Source organism: Pseudomonas sp. NPDC087697 (genome assembly GCF_044743155.1).
Classification (GTDB): domain Bacteria; phylum Pseudomonadota; class Gammaproteobacteria; order Pseudomonadales; family Pseudomonadaceae; genus Aquipseudomonas.
The window spans coordinates 105,019-122,236 of record NZ_JBIUVW010000005.1 but is presented as its reverse complement, the minus strand read 5'-3'; the positions used below and the strand labels follow the sequence as shown (position 1 = coordinate 122,236).

The 17,218-nt window shown below is 59.9% G+C and carries 17 protein-coding genes; 6 read left to right on the top strand and 11 right to left on the bottom strand.

Annotated elements, in window-relative coordinates; all coding sequences use genetic code 11:
• The first annotated feature begins 316 nt into the window (after positions 1-316).
• Entirely contained in the window at positions 317-871 is a 555-nt protein-coding gene (locus ACIPIN_RS05970; RefSeq protein ID WP_401116597.1) for a DUF4174 domain-containing protein, read from the top strand.
• A gap of 207 nt (positions 872-1,078) precedes the next feature.
• Here the strand turns inward: ACIPIN_RS05970 and ACIPIN_RS05965 are convergent, their stop codons facing one another.
• Positions 1,079-1,975, bottom strand: coding sequence for a DMT family transporter (locus tag ACIPIN_RS05965; RefSeq protein ID WP_401116594.1), 897 nt, complete (start codon positions 1,973-1,975; stop codon positions 1,079-1,081).
• Between the two features lie 133 nt (positions 1,976-2,108).
• Between ACIPIN_RS05965 and ACIPIN_RS05960 the strand changes: the two genes are divergently transcribed.
• Positions 2,109-2,978: a LysR family transcriptional regulator gene (locus tag ACIPIN_RS05960; RefSeq protein ID WP_401116591.1), complete on the top strand. Its 870-nt coding sequence runs from the start codon at positions 2,109-2,111 to the stop codon at positions 2,976-2,978.
• 169 nt (positions 2,979-3,147) lie between these two features.
• Here ACIPIN_RS05960 and ACIPIN_RS05955 read toward each other — a convergent pair whose 3' ends face one another.
• The 3 genes from ACIPIN_RS05955 to ACIPIN_RS05945 are packed head-to-tail and all read right to left on the bottom strand — an operon-like array spanning position 3,148 to position 5,743.
• Positions 3,148-4,329 (bottom strand): acetyl-CoA C-acetyltransferase, encoded by a 1,182-nt coding sequence (locus ACIPIN_RS05955; protein WP_401116588.1) that lies wholly within the window; start codon positions 4,327-4,329, stop codon positions 3,148-3,150.
• Between the two features lie 23 nt (positions 4,330-4,352).
• Positions 4,353-5,012: a CoA transferase subunit B gene (locus ACIPIN_RS05950; protein ID WP_071550730.1), complete on the bottom strand. Its 660-nt coding sequence runs from the start codon at positions 5,010-5,012 to the stop codon at positions 4,353-4,355.
• Positions 5,013-5,044: 32 nt separating this feature from the next.
• The gene (locus ACIPIN_RS05945) at positions 5,045-5,743 is read right to left on the bottom strand and encodes a CoA transferase subunit A (protein WP_019689787.1); all 699 of its coding nucleotides are present in this window, start codon (positions 5,741-5,743) and stop codon (positions 5,045-5,047) included.
• Between the two features lie 146 nt (positions 5,744-5,889).
• On the opposite strand from ACIPIN_RS05945, the gene ACIPIN_RS05940 reads away from it, so the two are divergent.
• Both ACIPIN_RS05940 and ACIPIN_RS05935 read left to right on the top strand, forming a co-directional pair.
• Positions 5,890-6,771, top strand: a complete 882-nt coding sequence (locus ACIPIN_RS05940; protein WP_401116584.1) for a LysR substrate-binding domain-containing protein — start codon at positions 5,890-5,892, stop codon at positions 6,769-6,771.
• A gap of 908 nt (positions 6,772-7,679) precedes the next feature.
• Complete coding sequence (locus ACIPIN_RS05935; protein ID WP_401116581.1) at positions 7,680-8,012, top strand: hypothetical protein; 333 nt, start codon at positions 7,680-7,682, stop codon at positions 8,010-8,012.
• Positions 8,013-8,223: 211 nt separating this feature from the next.
• On the opposite strand, the gene astA is transcribed toward ACIPIN_RS05935, so the two are convergent.
• The 7 genes from astA to ACIPIN_RS05900 form a co-directional block, all read right to left on the bottom strand.
• Positions 8,224-9,258 carry an arginine N-succinyltransferase gene (gene astA / locus ACIPIN_RS05930; protein WP_401116578.1) on the bottom strand — a complete coding sequence of 345 codons (1,035 nt, stop codon included), beginning with the start codon at positions 9,256-9,258 and terminating at the stop codon, positions 8,224-8,226.
• A gap of 31 nt (positions 9,259-9,289) precedes the next feature.
• Positions 9,290-10,306, bottom strand: coding sequence for an arginine N-succinyltransferase (locus tag ACIPIN_RS05925; protein ID WP_401116575.1), 1,017 nt, complete (start codon positions 10,304-10,306; stop codon positions 9,290-9,292).
• Positions 10,307-10,438: 132 nt separating this feature from the next.
• Complete coding sequence (locus tag ACIPIN_RS05920; protein WP_123425456.1) at positions 10,439-11,788, bottom strand: APC family permease; 1,350 nt, start codon at positions 11,786-11,788, stop codon at positions 10,439-10,441.
• Positions 11,789-11,932: 144 nt separating this feature from the next.
• Complete coding sequence (locus tag ACIPIN_RS05915) at positions 11,933-12,685, bottom strand: N-formylglutamate amidohydrolase (RefSeq protein ID WP_401116572.1); 753 nt, start codon at positions 12,683-12,685, stop codon at positions 11,933-11,935.
• Entirely contained in the window at positions 12,669-14,021 is a 1,353-nt protein-coding gene (locus tag ACIPIN_RS05910) for a glutamine synthetase (RefSeq protein ID WP_401116569.1), read from the bottom strand. Before ACIPIN_RS05910 ends, ACIPIN_RS05915 begins: the two co-directional genes overlap by 17 nt.
• Positions 14,018-14,662 carry an isochorismatase family cysteine hydrolase gene (locus tag ACIPIN_RS05905; protein WP_401116567.1) on the bottom strand — a complete coding sequence of 215 codons (645 nt, stop codon included), beginning with the start codon at positions 14,660-14,662 and terminating at the stop codon, positions 14,018-14,020. The genes ACIPIN_RS05910 and ACIPIN_RS05905 overlap by 4 nt, the downstream gene beginning before the upstream one ends.
• 2 nt (positions 14,663-14,664) lie before the next feature.
• Positions 14,665-15,519 (bottom strand): MurR/RpiR family transcriptional regulator, encoded by an 855-nt coding sequence (locus tag ACIPIN_RS05900; RefSeq protein ID WP_401116565.1) that lies wholly within the window; start codon positions 15,517-15,519, stop codon positions 14,665-14,667.
• Between the two features lie 340 nt (positions 15,520-15,859).
• Between ACIPIN_RS05900 and ACIPIN_RS05895 the strand changes: the two genes are divergently transcribed.
• On the top strand, positions 15,860-16,447 hold the full coding sequence (locus ACIPIN_RS05895; protein ID WP_401116563.1) for a histidine phosphatase family protein: 588 nt from the start codon (positions 15,860-15,862) through the stop codon (positions 16,445-16,447).
• Positions 16,444-17,211, top strand: coding sequence for a precorrin-6A synthase (deacetylating) (gene cobF, locus ACIPIN_RS05890; protein WP_401116561.1), 768 nt, complete (start codon positions 16,444-16,446; stop codon positions 17,209-17,211). Before ACIPIN_RS05895 ends, cobF begins: the two co-directional genes overlap by 4 nt.
• Positions 17,212-17,218: the final 7 nt, after the last annotated feature.

The following is a 17,218-nucleotide window of genomic DNA, read 5'->3' as shown; positions in this document are numbered from 1 at the left end:
GGACCCGGATTTGGCAACGTCCCCCCTACGGGGGACAAATTAAGTGTAGTACGCGATAAAACACTGCGCCTTGAGTTTTGGCCTTGGCGGCGCGAGCCTGGACAAACGGAGTGACCTGAGCCCGCGTCGCTGGATACGGTTGCGGATTAAGCCCGCTGACCTAAGCTTCGCAACATGGCGATAGAAATTTCAGGCGGCTGAGTCGGGTCTGTTGACGTTTGGCATCGCAACGCGGTTCGGCAACAAACGTCAACAGACCCTGAATCTTTCGCTTTGATGCGCAATCATAAAGTGTGGAAATCAAAAGGAGATGCGCATGCTCATTCGGTCACTGACCCTCGCTACTCTGCTCGCTGTCGCCGGCCCTTTATTCGCCGCAGACAACGACACGCCCCTGGCCCAGGAACTCGGCAGGAACCGGCCGCTGATCGTCATCGCTCCCAGCAGCATCGACCCGACGCTGGTCAGCCTGAAAAAGTCCCTGGCCGAACCTGCCAATAGCCAGGCCTTCAAAGAACGCAATATGGTGCTGTACACCGTGGTCAACCTCATGGGCCAACGTGATGGCAAGGACCTCGATGCGCAAACCACCATGGCGCTTATTCGTGAACTGAAACTGGGCGTCAGTGGCGAGACCAAAGTCATTTTGGTGGGCAAGGACGGCGAGAAAAAACTCGACCACCTCGGGCCGATAGAGGCCAAGGATTTGTTCAGCACTATTGACCAACTGCCCGCCGCCGAGAAAGAAGCGGTGCCACCACCACCTCCGCCCCCAGAGGCCACGCCAACCAAAGGCGGAAAAGGCGGAAAAGGGGGGAAAGCAGGCAAAGCTGCAAAACCGGAAGCGCCACCGACACCCTTGGACGATTGATCAATTGTGGCGAGGGAGCTTGCTCCCGCTGGGTCGCAAAGCGACCCTAAAACCAGTCACCGCAAGTATTCAGATGGAACGCGATTGCCGGATTACGACCGCTTCGCGGTCGAGCGGGAGCAAGCTCCCTCGCCACAAGGTTTGCGTTCGACGCGCTTTTCTGTTGACTGACTGGTATTAGCCGAGGCGTCCTAGTTTCTGTTTTGATCAGACCTTCTCAACAGTCGCCAGCAGCCGCACACGTTCCAGATTCAATGCCAGCACGCTGACCAAAACGATTAATACCCCGACAATGACCATCAACGCAGGTTGTTCCCCCAGCAGGACAGAGGCGATCAACATGGCCGTCGGTGGCGTCAGGTAAAGCGCCATCGACGCACGGCTGGCCTCAATCTGCCTCAATACGTAAGCCCAGGCGAGATAGGCCAGCGCGCTCGGGAATATCCCGAGAAGGGTGACCGCCAGATGGGCCTGCGCGGGGGCTTTGGCCACTTCATCGGCAAGACCGGGCAAGAAAACCAGCAACAGCGCAGTGCCCGACCACACCGTGTAACAGACCATGGTCAACCCGCTGTAACGATGAGAATGGCGTTTTTGCAGCGCGAAGTAGAGGCTCCAGGACAACGCCGCGAGCAAGATCAACACACCGTGCGGGTCAACGCTGCCCAGGCCTTTGTCTCCGGCGACGACGATCGCTGCACCGAACATCCCTAAAAAAACACAGAACCACCGCCATGCGCTCACGCGTTCATTGAAGATGAAATGCGCCAGCAGCGCACTGAACAGCGGAGTGGATTGCGCCAGCACACTGGAGGCACCGGCGCTGACACCACGTTGGCCAAAATTCAGCGCGATGTGGTGCAGGCTCACGGCAAAGAATCCCAGCAGGGCGAGTAGCGGCAGGTCACTCACTCGCGGTAACGCGATGCCTTTGCACGCCGCAATGACGGCCATGAACGCCGAGGCAATGAGAAACCGCAGCAACGCCAAATGAGCGGGATCATAGGCCTGCAAGCCAATGCGGATTCCCGTCGGCGAATAGCCCCAACACAGAATGACAAACATCACTGCAAAGATGATCTTCAACGTCGAGCGAGAGGGCATGAAGTTCGGCTGCCTGTTCAGGTGTGCAACGAAGACCGTTACGGCGTGACGGCTTCTGCCTGCTGAGTATTGGAGGCTTACTTATTCACCACAACTGACTTAACCTGAGTCGAATATTCACTTTTGGTGATGTATGGAATTGGCTCGGATTCGAATGTTCAAGACGGTTTTCGATACCGGCAGCATCGCCCGGGCCGCCGAGGTGCTGCACTGCGTACCGTCGAACATCACGGCGCGAATCAAGTCCCTCGAAACCGAACTCGGCGTCGACCTGTTCTACAGGGCGGGCAGGGGATTGCGGATCAGCCCGGCCGGCGAGATTTTCCTGACCTACGCCTCGCAGATACTGGCGTTGTCGGATGAGGCGAAACGCGCGGTTGATCCTGGGGCGCCGCCGTCCGGGCCGCTACGAATTGGCGCAATCGAATCGTCGGCGAGTGGGCGCTTGCCCCGGTTGTTGGCCAAATTCCACGCGCGTTACCCCGCCGTAGCCCTTGAGTTGACCACCGGTTCCTGGGCGCAGTTGCTCGAGGACACGATCAATCACAAGCTCGACGGTGCCATCGTCGCGGTGGATGTCGAGCGTCCGCTGCTCAAGCGGGCGCTGATGTACCGCGAAGATCTGGTGCTGATTGCCTCGCCGTCATTGGGGCCGTTGCGCGATGCGACGGATCTGCAGGGCAAGGCGATATTCATGTGGCCATCGGGTTGTCCTTACCGGGCGGCGCTGGAGCGCTGGCTTCAGCGGCAGGGGCAGGTATTGCCGATCATCAGCATCGCGAGTTATGGCAGCATTGTCGGTTGTGTCAGCGCGGGTGCCGGGGTCGCGCTGGTGCCCAGGGGGATTTTCGAACAGTACGGGCAGGGTGCCGGTTGGGCCAGCTACGAATTCCCCGAACTGACCGCCATCGACAACCTGTTCTACTGGCACGAGCACTCTCGGCACCATCCTGCGCGCGAGGCTTTCGTGGCGATGCTGCAAGCGGAATTCGCAGTCGCGTAACGGATAGGCCAGCAAGGTTTTGATCCTGAGCGATCGAGTCAGGATTCTTGGGAAAGGCGTTTGCGCGAGGCAAAAAAAGACCCGGCGCCACCGAAATCGCGCCGGGTGTGTTGCCAGTCAGCGAGCGGATATCGTGGGTCCGCACACTGACTGTTGAACCCATGCGGGCTTAGGCTCGCTCGATTGCCAGAGCCACACCCTGACCGCCACCGATGCACAGGGTGGCAAGGCCTTTCTTGGCGTCACGCTTGATCATCTCGTGCAGCAGCGACACCAGCACCCGGCAACCCGACGCACCAATCGGGTGACCCAGCGCAATCGCGCCACCGTTGACGTTGACCTTGCTCGCATCCCATTCCAGCTCTTTGCCGACCGCCAGTGACTGCGCGGCGAAGGCTTCGTTGGCTTCGATCAAATCCAGTTGATCCAGCGTCCAGCCGGCCTTGTCCAGGCAGCGGCGGGTCGCGGACACCGGAGCGATGCCCATGATCGCCGGGTCAACGCCGGCATTGGCGTAGGCGGCAATTTTTGCCAGTACCGGCAAGCCCAATTGCTTGGCCTTGTCGGCGCTCATCAACAACACCGCAGCAGCGCCGTCATTCAGCGAAGAGGCGTTGCCGGCGGTGACGCTGCCGTCTTTCTTGAACGCCGGCTTGAGCTTGGCCAACGACGCTGCGGTGGTCTCGGCGCGAGGTTGTTCGTCGACCGCGAAGGACAACGGATCACCTTTGCGCTGCGGGATCAGGATTGGCGTGATCTCGTCAACAAAACGCCCGGCCTCGATAGCGGCTACGGCTTTTTGCTGCGAAGCGGCGGCGAAAGCGTCCTGTTCCTCACGGGTCAGGTTGTACTTGTCCACCAGGTTCTCGGCGGTGATGCCCATGTGGTAATCGTTGAACGCATCCCACAGGCCATCGCTGATCATGCTGTCGACCATTTTCGCGTGACCCATGCGCAGGCCGGTGCGAGCGGCCGGCAACACGTACGGCGCCAGGCTCATGTTTTCCATGCCGCCGGCGATGATCACCTCGGCGTCGCCGCACCGAATCGCCTGGGCGCCCAGATGCAGCGCCTTGAGGCCCGAGCCGCAGACCTTGTTTAGGGTCAGCGCCGGTACGGCGTGGGGCAGGCCGGCGAGGATCGACGCCTGACGTGCCGGGTTCTGGCCTGAGCCTGCGGTCAGTACCTGACCGAGGATCACTTCATCCACCTGATCCGCCGCCAGACCGGTTTGCGCGAGCAATTGACGAATGACCGCGGCACCGAGTTCCGGCGCTGGAATGCTGGCGAGCGACCCCTGAAAACTGCCGATGGCGGTACGGGTGGCGGCAACAATCACGACTTCTTGCATCGAATTTCTCCTCAGGGTGCGGTTCAGGCGAACTGCATTTCCGGAACGTGGTCGGGAACGATCAGTTTACCAGCAGTCTTGCTGACGATTTCCTCGACGCTCACACCGGGTGCACGTTCCTTGAGGATGAACGCGCCGTTTTCGATTTCCAGGTAGGCCAGATCGGTCAACACGCGTTTGATGCAGTTGGCACCCGTCAGCGGCAGGCTGCAACGTGGCAGCAGCTTCGACTCGCCGTCCTTGGAGGCGTGAGTCATGGTGACGATGATGTTGTCTGCACCGGCCACCAGGTCCATCGCGCCGCCCATACCCTTGACCAATTTGCCGGGGATCATCCAGGAGGCAATATTGCCCTGTACGTCGACTTCAAAAGCGCCGAGCACGGTGAGGTCGATGTGGCCGCCACGGATCATCGCGAAGGATTCGGCGGACGAGAAAATCGAGGCGCCAATGCGCGCGGTGACGGTCTGTTTGCCGGCGTTGATCATGTCGGCGTCGACTTCGTCATCAGTCGGGAAGGCGCCCATGCCGAGCAGGCCGTTTTCCGATTGCAGCATGACTTCCATGCCTTCCGGGATGTAGTTGGCGACCAGGGTCGGAATGCCGATGCCGAGGTTCACGTAGTAGCCGTCTTTCATTTCGCGGGCGACGCGCTGAGCCATTTGTTCGCGGGTAAGAGCCATTGTTATTCTCCGTTGAGCTGGGGGGCAGGGGATCACTTACGCACGGTGCGTTGTTCGATACGTTTTTCGAACGTGCCGCAGATGACCCGGTCGACGTAGATGCCAGGGGTATGGATCTGCGAAGGGTCCAGCTCGCCGGGTTCGACGATCTCTTCGACTTCGACCACGGTGATCTTGCCGGCGGTGGCCGCCAGCGGGTTGAAGTTCTGCGCGGTGTGGCGGTAGATCACGTTGCCGAAGTGGTCGGCTTTCCAGCCTTTGACGATGGCGAAGTCGCCGGTGATGGATTCTTCCATCAGGTACGGACGGCCCTTGAACTCGCGGATTTCCTTGCCCTCGGCCACCGGAGTGCCGACACCGGTGGCGGTGAAGAACGCCGGAATGCCAGCGCCGCCAGCGCGCATTTTTTCCGCCAGGGTGCCTTGCGGGGTCAGCACGACTTCAATCTCGCCGCTCAGCAGTTGCTTCTCGAACAGGGCGTTTTCGCCGACATAGGAGGCGACCACTTTGCGGATCTGCCGGTCTTCCAGCAGCACGCCCAGGCCAAAACCGTCGACGCCGCAGTTGTTGGAAACCACGGTCAGATCACGGGTACCTTTGCGCTTGATCTCGGCGATCAGGTTTTCCGGAATGCCACACAGACCGAAGCCGCCAGAGATCACGGTCATACCGTCTTCGAGGCCTGCCAGAGCCTCCTCATAGGAACTCACGCGCTTGTCGAAACCTGCCATATGCACCTCTTTTATTCTTTGTGGGCGGCTGGCTAGCCGTATGGATGGAGTGTTGCTCTACCAGATTGATTTGATAAGTTGATTTTTAAGGTTGATTGATAGATAAAACTCAGCAATCGGTTGCGGTTGCATGTTGAGGAACGGTGATGACAGTCAAGCAGATCAGGGCGTTTTTGGCGGTGGCGCAGAGTTTGAGCTTTGCGGTGGCCTGTGAGCGGCTGCACCTGTCGCAGTCGGCGTTGAGTTTGACCATCAAGGCGCTGGAGGACGGACTGGGCGGGCGCTTGTTCAGCCGTACTACCCGTAACGTCGCGCTGACCCCGGAAGGCGAGTCCTTGCTGCCGCTGGCGCGGCGGTTGATTGCTGACTGGGACAACGCCGAGGATGAGATGCGCCAGCGTTTCACCCTGCAGCGCGGTCGGGTGACGCTGGCGGCGATGCCATCGTTTGCCGGTAACTTGTTGCCGCCGATCCTCAAGACCTTTCGCGCGCGTTACCCCAAGGTCAACGTCACGGTGAATGACGTGATCAACGAGCAGGTGCTGGAAATGGTCCGTGATCGCCAGGTTGAGCTGGGTGTGGCTTTTGAGCCGATGCAGAGTTCGTCGCTTGCGTTCACCCCGTTGTACATCGACCGTTTTGTCGCTGTAGTGCCGAGTGATTCGCCGCTGGCCGAGTGTGCCGAGATTGACTGGAAAACCCTGTTGGAGCAGCCGTTTATCACGTTGCAGCGGCCGTCGACGGTGCGGGTGATGCTTGAAGAGCACTTGCTGGCACGGCAGATGAAGCTGCCGGTGGAGTTTGAAAGTCATCAGTTGGCAACCGTCGGGCGGATGGTTGCCAGTGGGCTTGGGGTTAGTGCGGTGCCGGCGCTGTGTGTTGAGCAGATGCGCGAGCTTGGCGCTTGCTGCATTACCTTGAGTGATCCGGTGATTGAGCGGGCCATCGGGGTGTTGACCAAGCCCGGTCATGAGTTGTCGGCGGCGGCGCAGGCGTTGTTTGACATTCTCAAAGGTGAAGTCAGTTAACTCGTAGGAGCTGCCGCGGCCTGACAGCCGACCAATCTCCCGCAGATGTATACAGTTCAACTGTGGGAGCGGGCTTGCTCGCGATGGTGGCCTGACAGCCGACCAATCTCTTGCAGATGTATACCAATCCACTGTGGGAGCGAGCCTGCTCGCGATGGCGGCCTGACAGCCGACCAATCTCTTGCAGGTGTACATATCCATTCCTGCGGTAACGGCCACTTAGGGTTTCGCCCTGACGGCGCCTCACTTTTTTTACAAGCGCCTAAAAAAAGTAAGCAAAAAAACGCTCGCCCCGAGCGTACGGCACCTCGCCTAGGCTCGGCGTCCCCTCGCTCCGGCATTCATCAGGGGGCATCGCCTACGGTCTGCTGCGCGACGACCTCCTCTCGATGTGTCCGGCTGCGCCGTACGGCGCTGCGCGCCAACCCCCTGCTGAACACCTCCACTCGGCCTCCCGAAGGGGCGGGTGGATCAAGATCAACAGCGGCAGGCGAGCTAACGCTCGGCCTGTTGAGTGGTGGGAGCGGGCACGCCGCTTCATTGTGGGTGGGTGATATCTGTAGGAGCTGCCGCAGGCTGCGATCTTTTGATCTTCGGTGCCCTTGCAGACGCCAAAAGATCGCAGCCTGCGGCAGCTCCTACGAGAGATTGGGTGGTCATCAGAGATGTGTCGATACCGATGCCGCGATGGCGGCCGCTCAGGCAATGAAGTTTCTGGGCGAACTCGTCGGATATTTCCCGCATGCTGTGGCGGTGTGTATGAACTGGTGCGTGATGGGTTTCATCGATAGTCTTTTGACTGTCACTGCAAATTCAGTGACAGGGTGTGGAAGCCCTTCAAACGTTAGGTGCATAAAGCGCCACCATGATGTCTGGCAGCTTCAATCCACACGTTAGGAATCAGAACAATGAATACCTACAACCCCGATCCACCCTACGTTGCCCCGACTTCCCACCCCTCCAACCGCTACATGGCCCTCACCAGCAACTGCTCTGACATGCCGACCCTGTTCGTCGACACCCACGCACCGCTCGATATCCTGCTCGACGCGGCCGGTTATCGCATTCGTGCGGTGACTCAGGTGTTGGAGAACCTGGCCATGCGGGGGGAGATTGCCAGCGACTCGGTGATTCTCAATGACTTCGCGTTGTTGTGTGCGATTCCGCTGCGCGATGGTTGTGATCTGCTGGATGTGCTCGGGCGGCGGTTGCCAGAGCCAGTTTCGGATTCAGTTAAATAGCGTGTTCAGTGCGATCTGTCGTCTTCTCAATCCTGCGACAGGCTTTTCACGAATCGCTCACATACGGGAGCGCAAATTGAGCTGACAAAAGGATTTGACCCCATCAAACAGAAAGCCCGCCATGCGCGGGCTTTTTGCTTTTGATTGGTTTTATGGCGAGGGGCTTGCTACAAGGTCCGTGTTGACACATCAAAAGCGGGTGTTTGCGAAATTATGCGGCAACCGCTTGCTGCTGTTGCTTGAGCAAGGGCACGGCGCGCACCGAGTTGCCCGGTTGCAATTGCAGGCGCTTGGCGGTCAGGCGATCGACCAGCAAGCTGTTGCCGACCAATCGGGCGCGGGCAGCGGTGATGCGGCAGTTTTCCAGGCGCTGGTTATGGATCAGCCAGAGCGGTGCGTTGTCGTCAGGTGTACCGACCACCAGGGCCAGCGACTGGCTGTCGCGCACGGCACGGATCTTCGAGACCTGGGCTTCGATGACCGGACCGCCATCGAAGATGTCGATATAGCCTTTGTGGGAAAAGCCTTCGTTGCAGAGGATTCTGCGCGCCGGTTCGGCGTTTTGATGGGCCTTGCCGATCACCGCCTGAGCTTGCTCGGTGAGCAGGCAGGTGTACAGCGGCTGACGTGGCATCAGTTCGGCGATGAACGACTTGTTGCCGAGCCCGGACAGGTGATCGGCGTGGCTGAAATCCATTTTGAAAAAATGCCGACCCAGGCTGTCCCAGAACGGCGAGCAGCCTTGCTCGTCGGCGCTGCCGCGTAGCTCGGCGATAAGTTTCTCGCCGAACAACTGCGGGAACTCGGCGACAAACAGCAATCGCGCGACCGACAGCAGCCGGCCGTTATGGCCCTGACGCTGATCCGGGCGCAGGAACAACGAGCCAATTTCTGATTGGCCGGTCATCTCGTTGTTGAGAAACAAGGTCGGAATCTGTCGTTGGATCCCCAGATCCGCCGAGGTATTGACCGTCAACCCGACGCGGTAGTTGTACCAGGGCTCACGCAGCCCGACGGCACCCGCCAGGGCGCTGACGCCGATGACTTGCTGATCGTCGTCTTCGAGCACGAACAAGTAATCGGCGTCGGCCCGTTCAACCTGTCCGGCAAAGGTTCGCTGCGCCCAGCGTATGCGCAGGGTCAGACGTTCCTCGTTGGCCGGCAGCGTGGTGAACCCCGGGCCGGCGCGGCGTGCCAGCACCAGCAGCGCGGGCAGGTCGGTCATTTGAACCGGGCGCACGATCATGATGGAGCTCCTTGAGTGCGGACGATCTGCTTCATAGCGCAATCAGCCGAACCGGGCTGCCGTTGTCCAGTTGCAGGGCGTCGAGCTGGCTGGCGTTGAGCATGACGGGCTCGTCGGCGCTCCAGTCCAGTTCGGCGACAATCGCCCGGTAGTTTTCCAATGCGTCATTGCTCAGCAGGTACAGCATCTTGCCGCCACTGTGTGAACTCAAGTGTGCAACGGCAGTGCGGGTCTGGGCGATCGAACGAATACTCGGGGTGCGCGCAAACAGCGTTGGCCCACCGTCGAAGAGGTCGATGTAACTGTTGGTCTCGAAGCCTTCACGCTCAAGAATATCGAAGGCCTCCTGGCCGTCAGGATGAATTCGGCCAATACACTCCTGAGCGTCTTTTGGAAGCATCGGCACGTAGATCGGGTAGTGCGGCATCAACTCGGCGAGAAAGCTCCGGTTCTGCAAGCCGCAGAGGCGCTCAGCCTCGACGTAGGGCAGGTCGAAAAAATGTTTGCCCAGGGCATCCCAGAACGGTGACTCCCCCGCGTCGCTGCTGTAGCCGACGATTTCGGTAATCACCGCGTCGGAAAAGCGCTGAGGGTGGGCGGCGATGAACATAAGCCGGGCCCGTGAAAGCAATTCCGAGGTCGGCGTGCGCTCAAGCTCGGTGTTGATGTGGAAACCGCGCAGCAAGGTGTGGGCACTGAGATCCTGGCATAGCGACAGCGCTGGTACCCCGTGCTGGATGTTCAGCTCACGGGACTCACTGGTGAACGGGCGGTTGCGCAGGCTGTAGAAGGGCTCATTGAAACCGGCGGTAGCGAGGACTTCCGAACAGCCCAGCAGCTGTTGGCTGGCCAGATCCTCAAGCACGAAGAAATAGTTCTCCGCACCATTGCTCTGGACCTCGCTGGCAAACGAAGCGCAGGAGCCGAGAATCTTCTGGCGCAGGCACTCGGTGTCGTCCGGCAACGAGGTAACGCCCACCAGGCTGTCGCGCGCAAGTTGCTGCAACTGAGGCAGGTCGGATAACCGAACTGGACGTAAGACCAGCATGGATGTACTCCTGTATCAAAGGGTCTGATGGCGGGCATCAGGCTCGACTATCACTGTCGGTTTCCACGCGTTACAACGGCGGCCGGCCAACCCCTGTCAGCGACCGCTCGACTTTCCAGACACAAGCCTCTTTCAACTATTGGAGGGGTCCGGCAATACGGTGCTGGCGCCGATTCTGTTAAGGAAAAACAGGTAGACCAGACCCACCGCAATCCAGATACCGCCGAGCTTCTGCGCATCGACGCCCATGTTGTACAGGATGGCGCTGACGATGATGAAGCCGATCACCGGGCAGATCAGGTGACGAACCACCTGGCCGGATTTCTGTCGGCGCCAATAATAGTTGATCACCGTCAGGTGCAGCAGCATGAAGCCGCTCAGGGCGCCGAAGTTGACCAATGAAGTCAGGGTGTCCACCGAATTGATGAACAGGTAGCAGATCAGCAGCGACAGCACCGCCACCAGGTAAATGCTGACGTACGGGGTGTTGTGTTTGGGGTGTACCTTGGCCAGCACTTTGGGCAGTTTGCCGTCTCGTGCCATGCCGAATAGCAGGCGCGATACCGCGGCTTGCGAGGTGATCGCCACCGCCACGCCCCAGGCCAATGCCGTGGCCACGCCGGTGACGGTCGCCAGCCAACTGCCGGCGGCGATCTCGGCGATTTCATAGAACGCGGTATCGGCGGATTTGAAGCCCATGCCGGCGGCCAGGTCCGTGGCGATCCAGGTTTGCACGACGAAGATCACACCCATCACCACCAGGGTGATCAATGCGGCTTTGCCGACGCTGCGGCCCGGGTCGCCCTTGATCTCTTCGGCAAGGGTTGAAATGGCGTCGAAGCCAAGGAACGACAACACTGCAATCGACACCGCCTGCATCAGCAGCGCGAAGTTGAAATTTTCCGGGTTGTACAGCGGCGCCAGGGTCAGTTGGCCGTTGCCGGCACCACCGTGCAAAGCGGTCCAGGCGTAGAACAGGAAGATCCCCAGCACCACCAGTTGCGCCAGCAGAAAGATGATGTTCATCCGTGCGGTAAAGGTGATTCCCCGCAGGTTGACGAAGGTCGCACTGACCAGGAAGGCGAGGATGAAACCGACCTTGGGAATGTCCGGGTACAGGTGATTCAACGCCATCGCCGCATACACATAGAGCAGCGGTGGAATCAGCAGGTAGTCGAGCAGCATCAGCCAGCCAGCGATAAAGCCGACATGCGGGTTCAGTCCGCGTTGTGCGTAGGAGTAGACCGAGCCGGCAATCGGAAAGGCCCGCGCCATGCTGCCGTAACTCAATGCCGTGAACAGCATCGCCACCATGCCAATGATGTAGGCCAGCGGCACCATGCCGGGTGCCTCCTGGTTCACGTAGCCATACACCCCGAACGGGGCGATGGGGATCATGAAAATCATCCCGTAAACCACCAGATCGGTCAGCGACAGGCTACGTTTCAACTCTTGCTTGTAGCCGAATTCTTCTATTTCCATGAAGCGGTTCTCCTTGTAAGCCAATACGGCAATGTGTTTCAACCTGGCAGGTAAAAACACCCTACGGCGTTTGTTATCGTTGTTCTACCGGTACAACCATCCGTGTTTTTTGCAACTTGAAACTGTTCGCTTGAGGTCGCGGTTCTACAGTAGCGGCGCCAGATAATCGCTCCAGGTCTGGACCGCCAGCCGGTTGCGCAACAGGTCGTTGCGCACCTCGATCAGCACCGAGTCGATACCGCGGGCGTCGCCGTGAACCGGCACCGTCATGTCTCCCGCCGGATCGATTTTGTAGGGCTGATTGCCGGCGACTCGCAGTGGATGCCTGGCCAAACCGTCGATCAATCGTTTTGCATAATCCTCGGCCCGCGCATACAGCACGCCGGCTTCCAGCGCTCGGGGCTGGCCGTAGTAGATCGGTGTGAAACTGTGGATGCCCACCACACGCACCGCACGGCCTTCGGCCAGACGTGTATCGATCAGTTCGCCAAGGCGCGTGTGAAATGGCTGGAACAGACACTGGCGACGGTATTCGCGAGTCGCTTCGTCGAGGTGCTGATTGCCGGGGATCGGGTAGATCTCGCTCTTGGCCGGGATGCTGTCCGGGGCCTGCACCGGTCGGTTGAGGTCGATCAGCAGGCGGGAGTAGTTGGCCGCCAGCAGAGTCGCGCCGAGGGTTTTGGACAGGCTTTCGGCCAGCGCCAGGGCGCCGATGTCCCAGGCAATGTGCTCGCGCGCGGCCTCGCCGCTCAAACCCAAATTGTTCAAGGCCGTCGGCATGTAACGGCTGGCATGTTCACAGACCAGAATCAGCGGGTGCTCGGACGCTTCCCGGCTCAGGCTGTAAGCCGGCTCGGTGTAGAGCCCACGTTCGGGGGTCTCAGTAGAGGTGCGCATAGTGCTCACACAGCTCGGTGGGCGACAGGTGTTGGGTCAATGCCAGTTCCTCGGTTTTGACGGCGAAATAGGTGTCGAGCAAGGCGCGCGGCAAGGCTTCGAGCAAAGCCTCGCTGCCCCGCAAGTGGCTCAGGGCTTGTTCGAGTGACGCCGGCAGGGCGACGATGCCGCGACGCTGGCGTTGTTCTTCGTTCAGCGAATCCGGGACTTCATCGGTGATCGCGTTTAACGCCAGACGTTGCTCGATGCCCAGTCGGCCGGCAATCAGCACGCCAGCCATCGCCAGATGAGGTGAGGCAGTGGCGTCCATGGCGCGGAATTCGAGGTTGTATTGCGCCGCCTCGGATTTTCCACCGAGGCTCACGGTCGGGCAGATCCGCAGCGAGGCCTCACGATTGCGTTGACCCAGGCACGCGTACGAAGCGCTCCAGTGATGAGGTTGCAGGCGCTCATAGGAAATCGGCGTCGGCGCCGTCAATGCGCACAGTGCCGGCAGGTAGTGCAGCACCCCGGCAGCCCAGTGCTGGCCGAGGGTCGACAGACCATTGGCGGTCCCGGCGTCATACAGCACCGGATGGCCGGACAGGTCATGCAGGCTCAGGTGCAGGTGCACGCCGTTACACACCGCGTGCTCGGAAGTCTTGGGCGCAAAGCTCAGGTTCAGGCCCATTTGCCGGGCGATCTCGCGCGTGATCTCGCGCACGTTGACCGCCCGGTCGGCTGCCGCGACACCCTGGGTCGGCCGGCACGTAATTTCGTATTGGTGTTTGCCATATTCGGGCAGGAACATTTCCGGCTCGACTCCGCCTGCGCGCAATGCGCTGAGCAGCCAGCCGCCGAACGCTGCGCCTTGACGCTGGGCCTCCAGCGAAAACGCCAGGTGCTCGGCCTGTGCGCTGTCGGTGGTGAGGTTGAATTCGTGCTCGAAGGCTGAGGTGATGTGCAGCCCCAGTTCATCGTGGTAGCGCTGTACTTCATTGCGCAACAGCGTCCGTGGGCAGGCAGCCCAAGGGCGGCCGTCGGTTTCGCAGATATCGCCATGGATAAAATCCAGGGCTGGCGCACTGGCATCGGGACCGTTGCTGACCGTCACGCGACTGGCCAGGTCAGGGATCAGCCGCAAGTCGCCGTAGGCACCCCACGGGTTGTTTGAGGCGATGATGTCTTGCGGGGTCAGCGCACTGTTGGCCGGGACCCAGCCGCAACCGGCGGCCTGGTAGTGTTCGAGCTCATCGGTGGGAAACGACCGGCCACGGGTCACGCCGATCAGGTCAGTGGTGACGATAGTGGTCATTGCCACGGGCGTCAGGGGCTCACCGCTGTGGGTGCGACTCATGCCTGCAGCACCTGCAAACGGTCGAGCACGGTATGGGTATCGGTGATCCAGCAATAGCCCTTGATCGCATTCAGGCACGCCAGATGGCGTTGCTCGGTGTAGGTCGCGCAGGCGTCTTCTACCAGCGTTACCAGATAACCGCGATCGGCTGCATCGCGCACGGCCATGTCGACGCACTGGTCGGTGACGATGCCGGCGATAATCAGATGACGGGTTTGCAGGTTGCGCAGCACGTAGTCGATGTTGGTCGAGTTGAAGACCCCGGAGGAGGTCTTGGGCAAGACGATTTCGTTCTCGACCGGTGTCAGCTCTTCAATGATCGCCGCTTGCCGGCAGCCTTTTGGCAGGTGCATGTCTGACAGCTTGTGGTCCAGCGAGCGGTCGCGACCGTCGGCGGTGAGGCTTTCGATGATCGTGTGCAGGACGTTCTGCCGAGCCGCTCGCATTGCGCTCAGCAGCCTGAGCTGGTTGGGAATCACCTGTTGGCGGGTGCGGTTGAGGAAGTACCCGGCGTCAGGCCCTTGCAGATGCGGATCGAACTGCGGCTCAAGCCAGGCGCGTTGCATGTCCACCAGCAACAGCGCGGTGTGGTCGGTGGCAAACGGCAGGTCGCGGGGCGAGCGATGGGGGAGTGTAAACATCCTTATTTTTCCTCCAGCAGGTGAGTGGTGAAATCGGTCCGTAGCGCATCGATACCTTCCAGTCGCTCGGCAAGATCGGGGCAACGCAGCGACAGGCAGGTAATCAACGCTTCGACCTGGGCCAGCGCCGGCACCAGGGTGTCGAAGGCCGACGCCGACTCCACGGGCGCGGTGATCACCAGATCCGCCATCTCGCGCAGCGGCGAGGCGTAGATGTCGGTGAACAACACGACGCGCGCGTGCCGGTTCTTGGCCGCACTGGCGACGCGCAGTGCCTGGGATTGATAGCGTCGATAGTCGAACACCAGCACCACGTCCTGGCGTTGTACATCGAACAGCCGATCGGGCAGTTGCGCGTTGTCTTCCAGGGCGAAGCAGCCCGCACGTAACAGGCGCAAGTGATTGAGCAGGTATTGGGCGAGGAAGCTGCTGAAGCGTCCGCCGAAGCAGTGCACCTGATGCCGTGCATCCAGCAACCATTCCACCAGAATTCGCACATCTTCGGGCTGGGTCAGGGCCTGGGTTTCCAGCAGGGCGCGGTGACTGTCCGCCAGATAATGGGTCCAGGCATCGTCTTGCTTGAGGTGCGAACGCGGTTGCAACAGCGCGCTGGGTGAACGCAGCCGGTGGTCCATGTCACTGAGGAGGGCGTCCTGAAATTCGGCATAGCCACCGAAACCGAGTTTCTTCACCAGCCGCACGATGGTCGGATCGCTGACGCCGGCATGCTCGGCCAGGCGCGACATCGGGCCGAGCCCGTTACGCGGGTATTGGTCCAGCAAAGCACGTATGACTTTGCGTTCCGACGGCGTGAGGTCCAGGCCGGGATCGGTGATCCGGTCTCTGAGTGAGGGCATCCGAGCTCCTGCTATAGGGTTGTGTTGCTTTTGTTTCATAATCCGTTAAATCAGTATTTATGTAATTTATGCTACATGTCTAGTGAATTTTTTCTGCTATCGCCAAGGCACCAAAGTGGGGCGAAAGTCTTGTCCGACGGGGCTTGCACAGGTTTCTAACTATGCTGTAAGCCATCACTTTAGCTGGTGTAGGAAAGTGGCTATTGTCGTGACAGATGTGCGTTGCGTCTCACTTTTTTCATGGCAACAGAACAGTCGCAAATGTCTGTTGTTGCGGCAAAATTTGTCTGCTGCATGATCGGTTGTACACTTTCGTACCCGCAAACCTGAGTGATCCCACGTGCCGGTAACCCGCTTGACCTTGATTTGCCATGCTCGAACCGTCGCACAAAAACTGGCGCGTTTTCCTATGGATGAGCCGCTGGAAATGGATTGGCAGGCGGCAAAGGGCAGTCGCGCGGAATGTTTCAAGCGCACGCCACAGTTACTGGGTGGGCCGGAAACCCGAATCAGGCAGACCGCCGAACTGTTCGGTAGCGATATGCAGATCGTGCCAGCGCTTGGCGAATATGATGTCGGGCGTTGGCGCGGACAGCGCATCGACGATCTACAAAAGATCGAGCCAGAGGCGTTGCAGGCTTGGCTCGGCGACCCGGCCTCGGCCCCTCATGGCGGCGAGTCAGTGACGCAATTGTGCCAGCGAGTGGGCGACTGGCTGGACGCACTGTGCACAACGCCCGGGCATTTCGTGGCAATTACCCATCCTTTTGTGATCCGCGCAGCACTGATGAAGGTGATGCAGTGCGGACCCGAGGCGTTCAACCTGATTGACGTCGAGCCGCTGTCAGCCACTGAACTGCGTTTCAACGGCCGTTGGCGGCTGCGATTGTTGGACACGGCTGCACTCGACGAGGTGAAGAATCCATGAAGCAGATACTGATCATCGGCATCGGCGCCGGTAATCCTGAATACATCACGATGCAGGCGGTCAACGCGTTGAACCGTGTCGATGTGTTCTTTCTGATGGACAAGGGCCAGAGCAAAGACAAGCTGATCGACCTGCGGCGGGAAATCTGCGAGCGCTATATCACCGATCCTGCTTATCGCTTCGTTGAGGCCCACAGCCCCGAACGTGTGCGCGGCGATGTGGACTACAACGCCAGCGTCGTCACGCTTAACCGCGACAAGCAACAGACCTTCGAACGGCTGATCAACGAAGAGATGACGGACGGAGAATGTGCGGCGTTTCTGGTGTGGGGCGATCCGACGTTGTACGACAGCACCATTCGCATCTTGCAGGCGATCCTCGATTCCGGTCGTTGTACTTTCAACTTCGAGGTGATTCCCGGTATCAGCAGCGTCCAGGCCTTGGCGGCGCAGCACAAGGTGCCGCTGAACCGCATCGGGCGCTCCATTGAAATCACCACCGGCCGTCGACTGGCCGCAGGCAAAGTTGGCGATGCCGACAGCCTGGTGGTGATGCTCGACGCAGAAGATTCCTACCACCAGGTTGCCGATCAGGAACAGCAAATTTACTGGGGTGCCTACCTCGGCACGCCAGATGAAATCCTCATTAGCGGCAAGCTCAAAGACGTCGCTGCAGAGATTGAACGGGTCAGGAAAGCCGCGCGGTTGGCCAACGGCTGGATCATGGACACCTATTTGTTGCGCAAGGCTGAATCGCCGGAGTGAGCGCCGG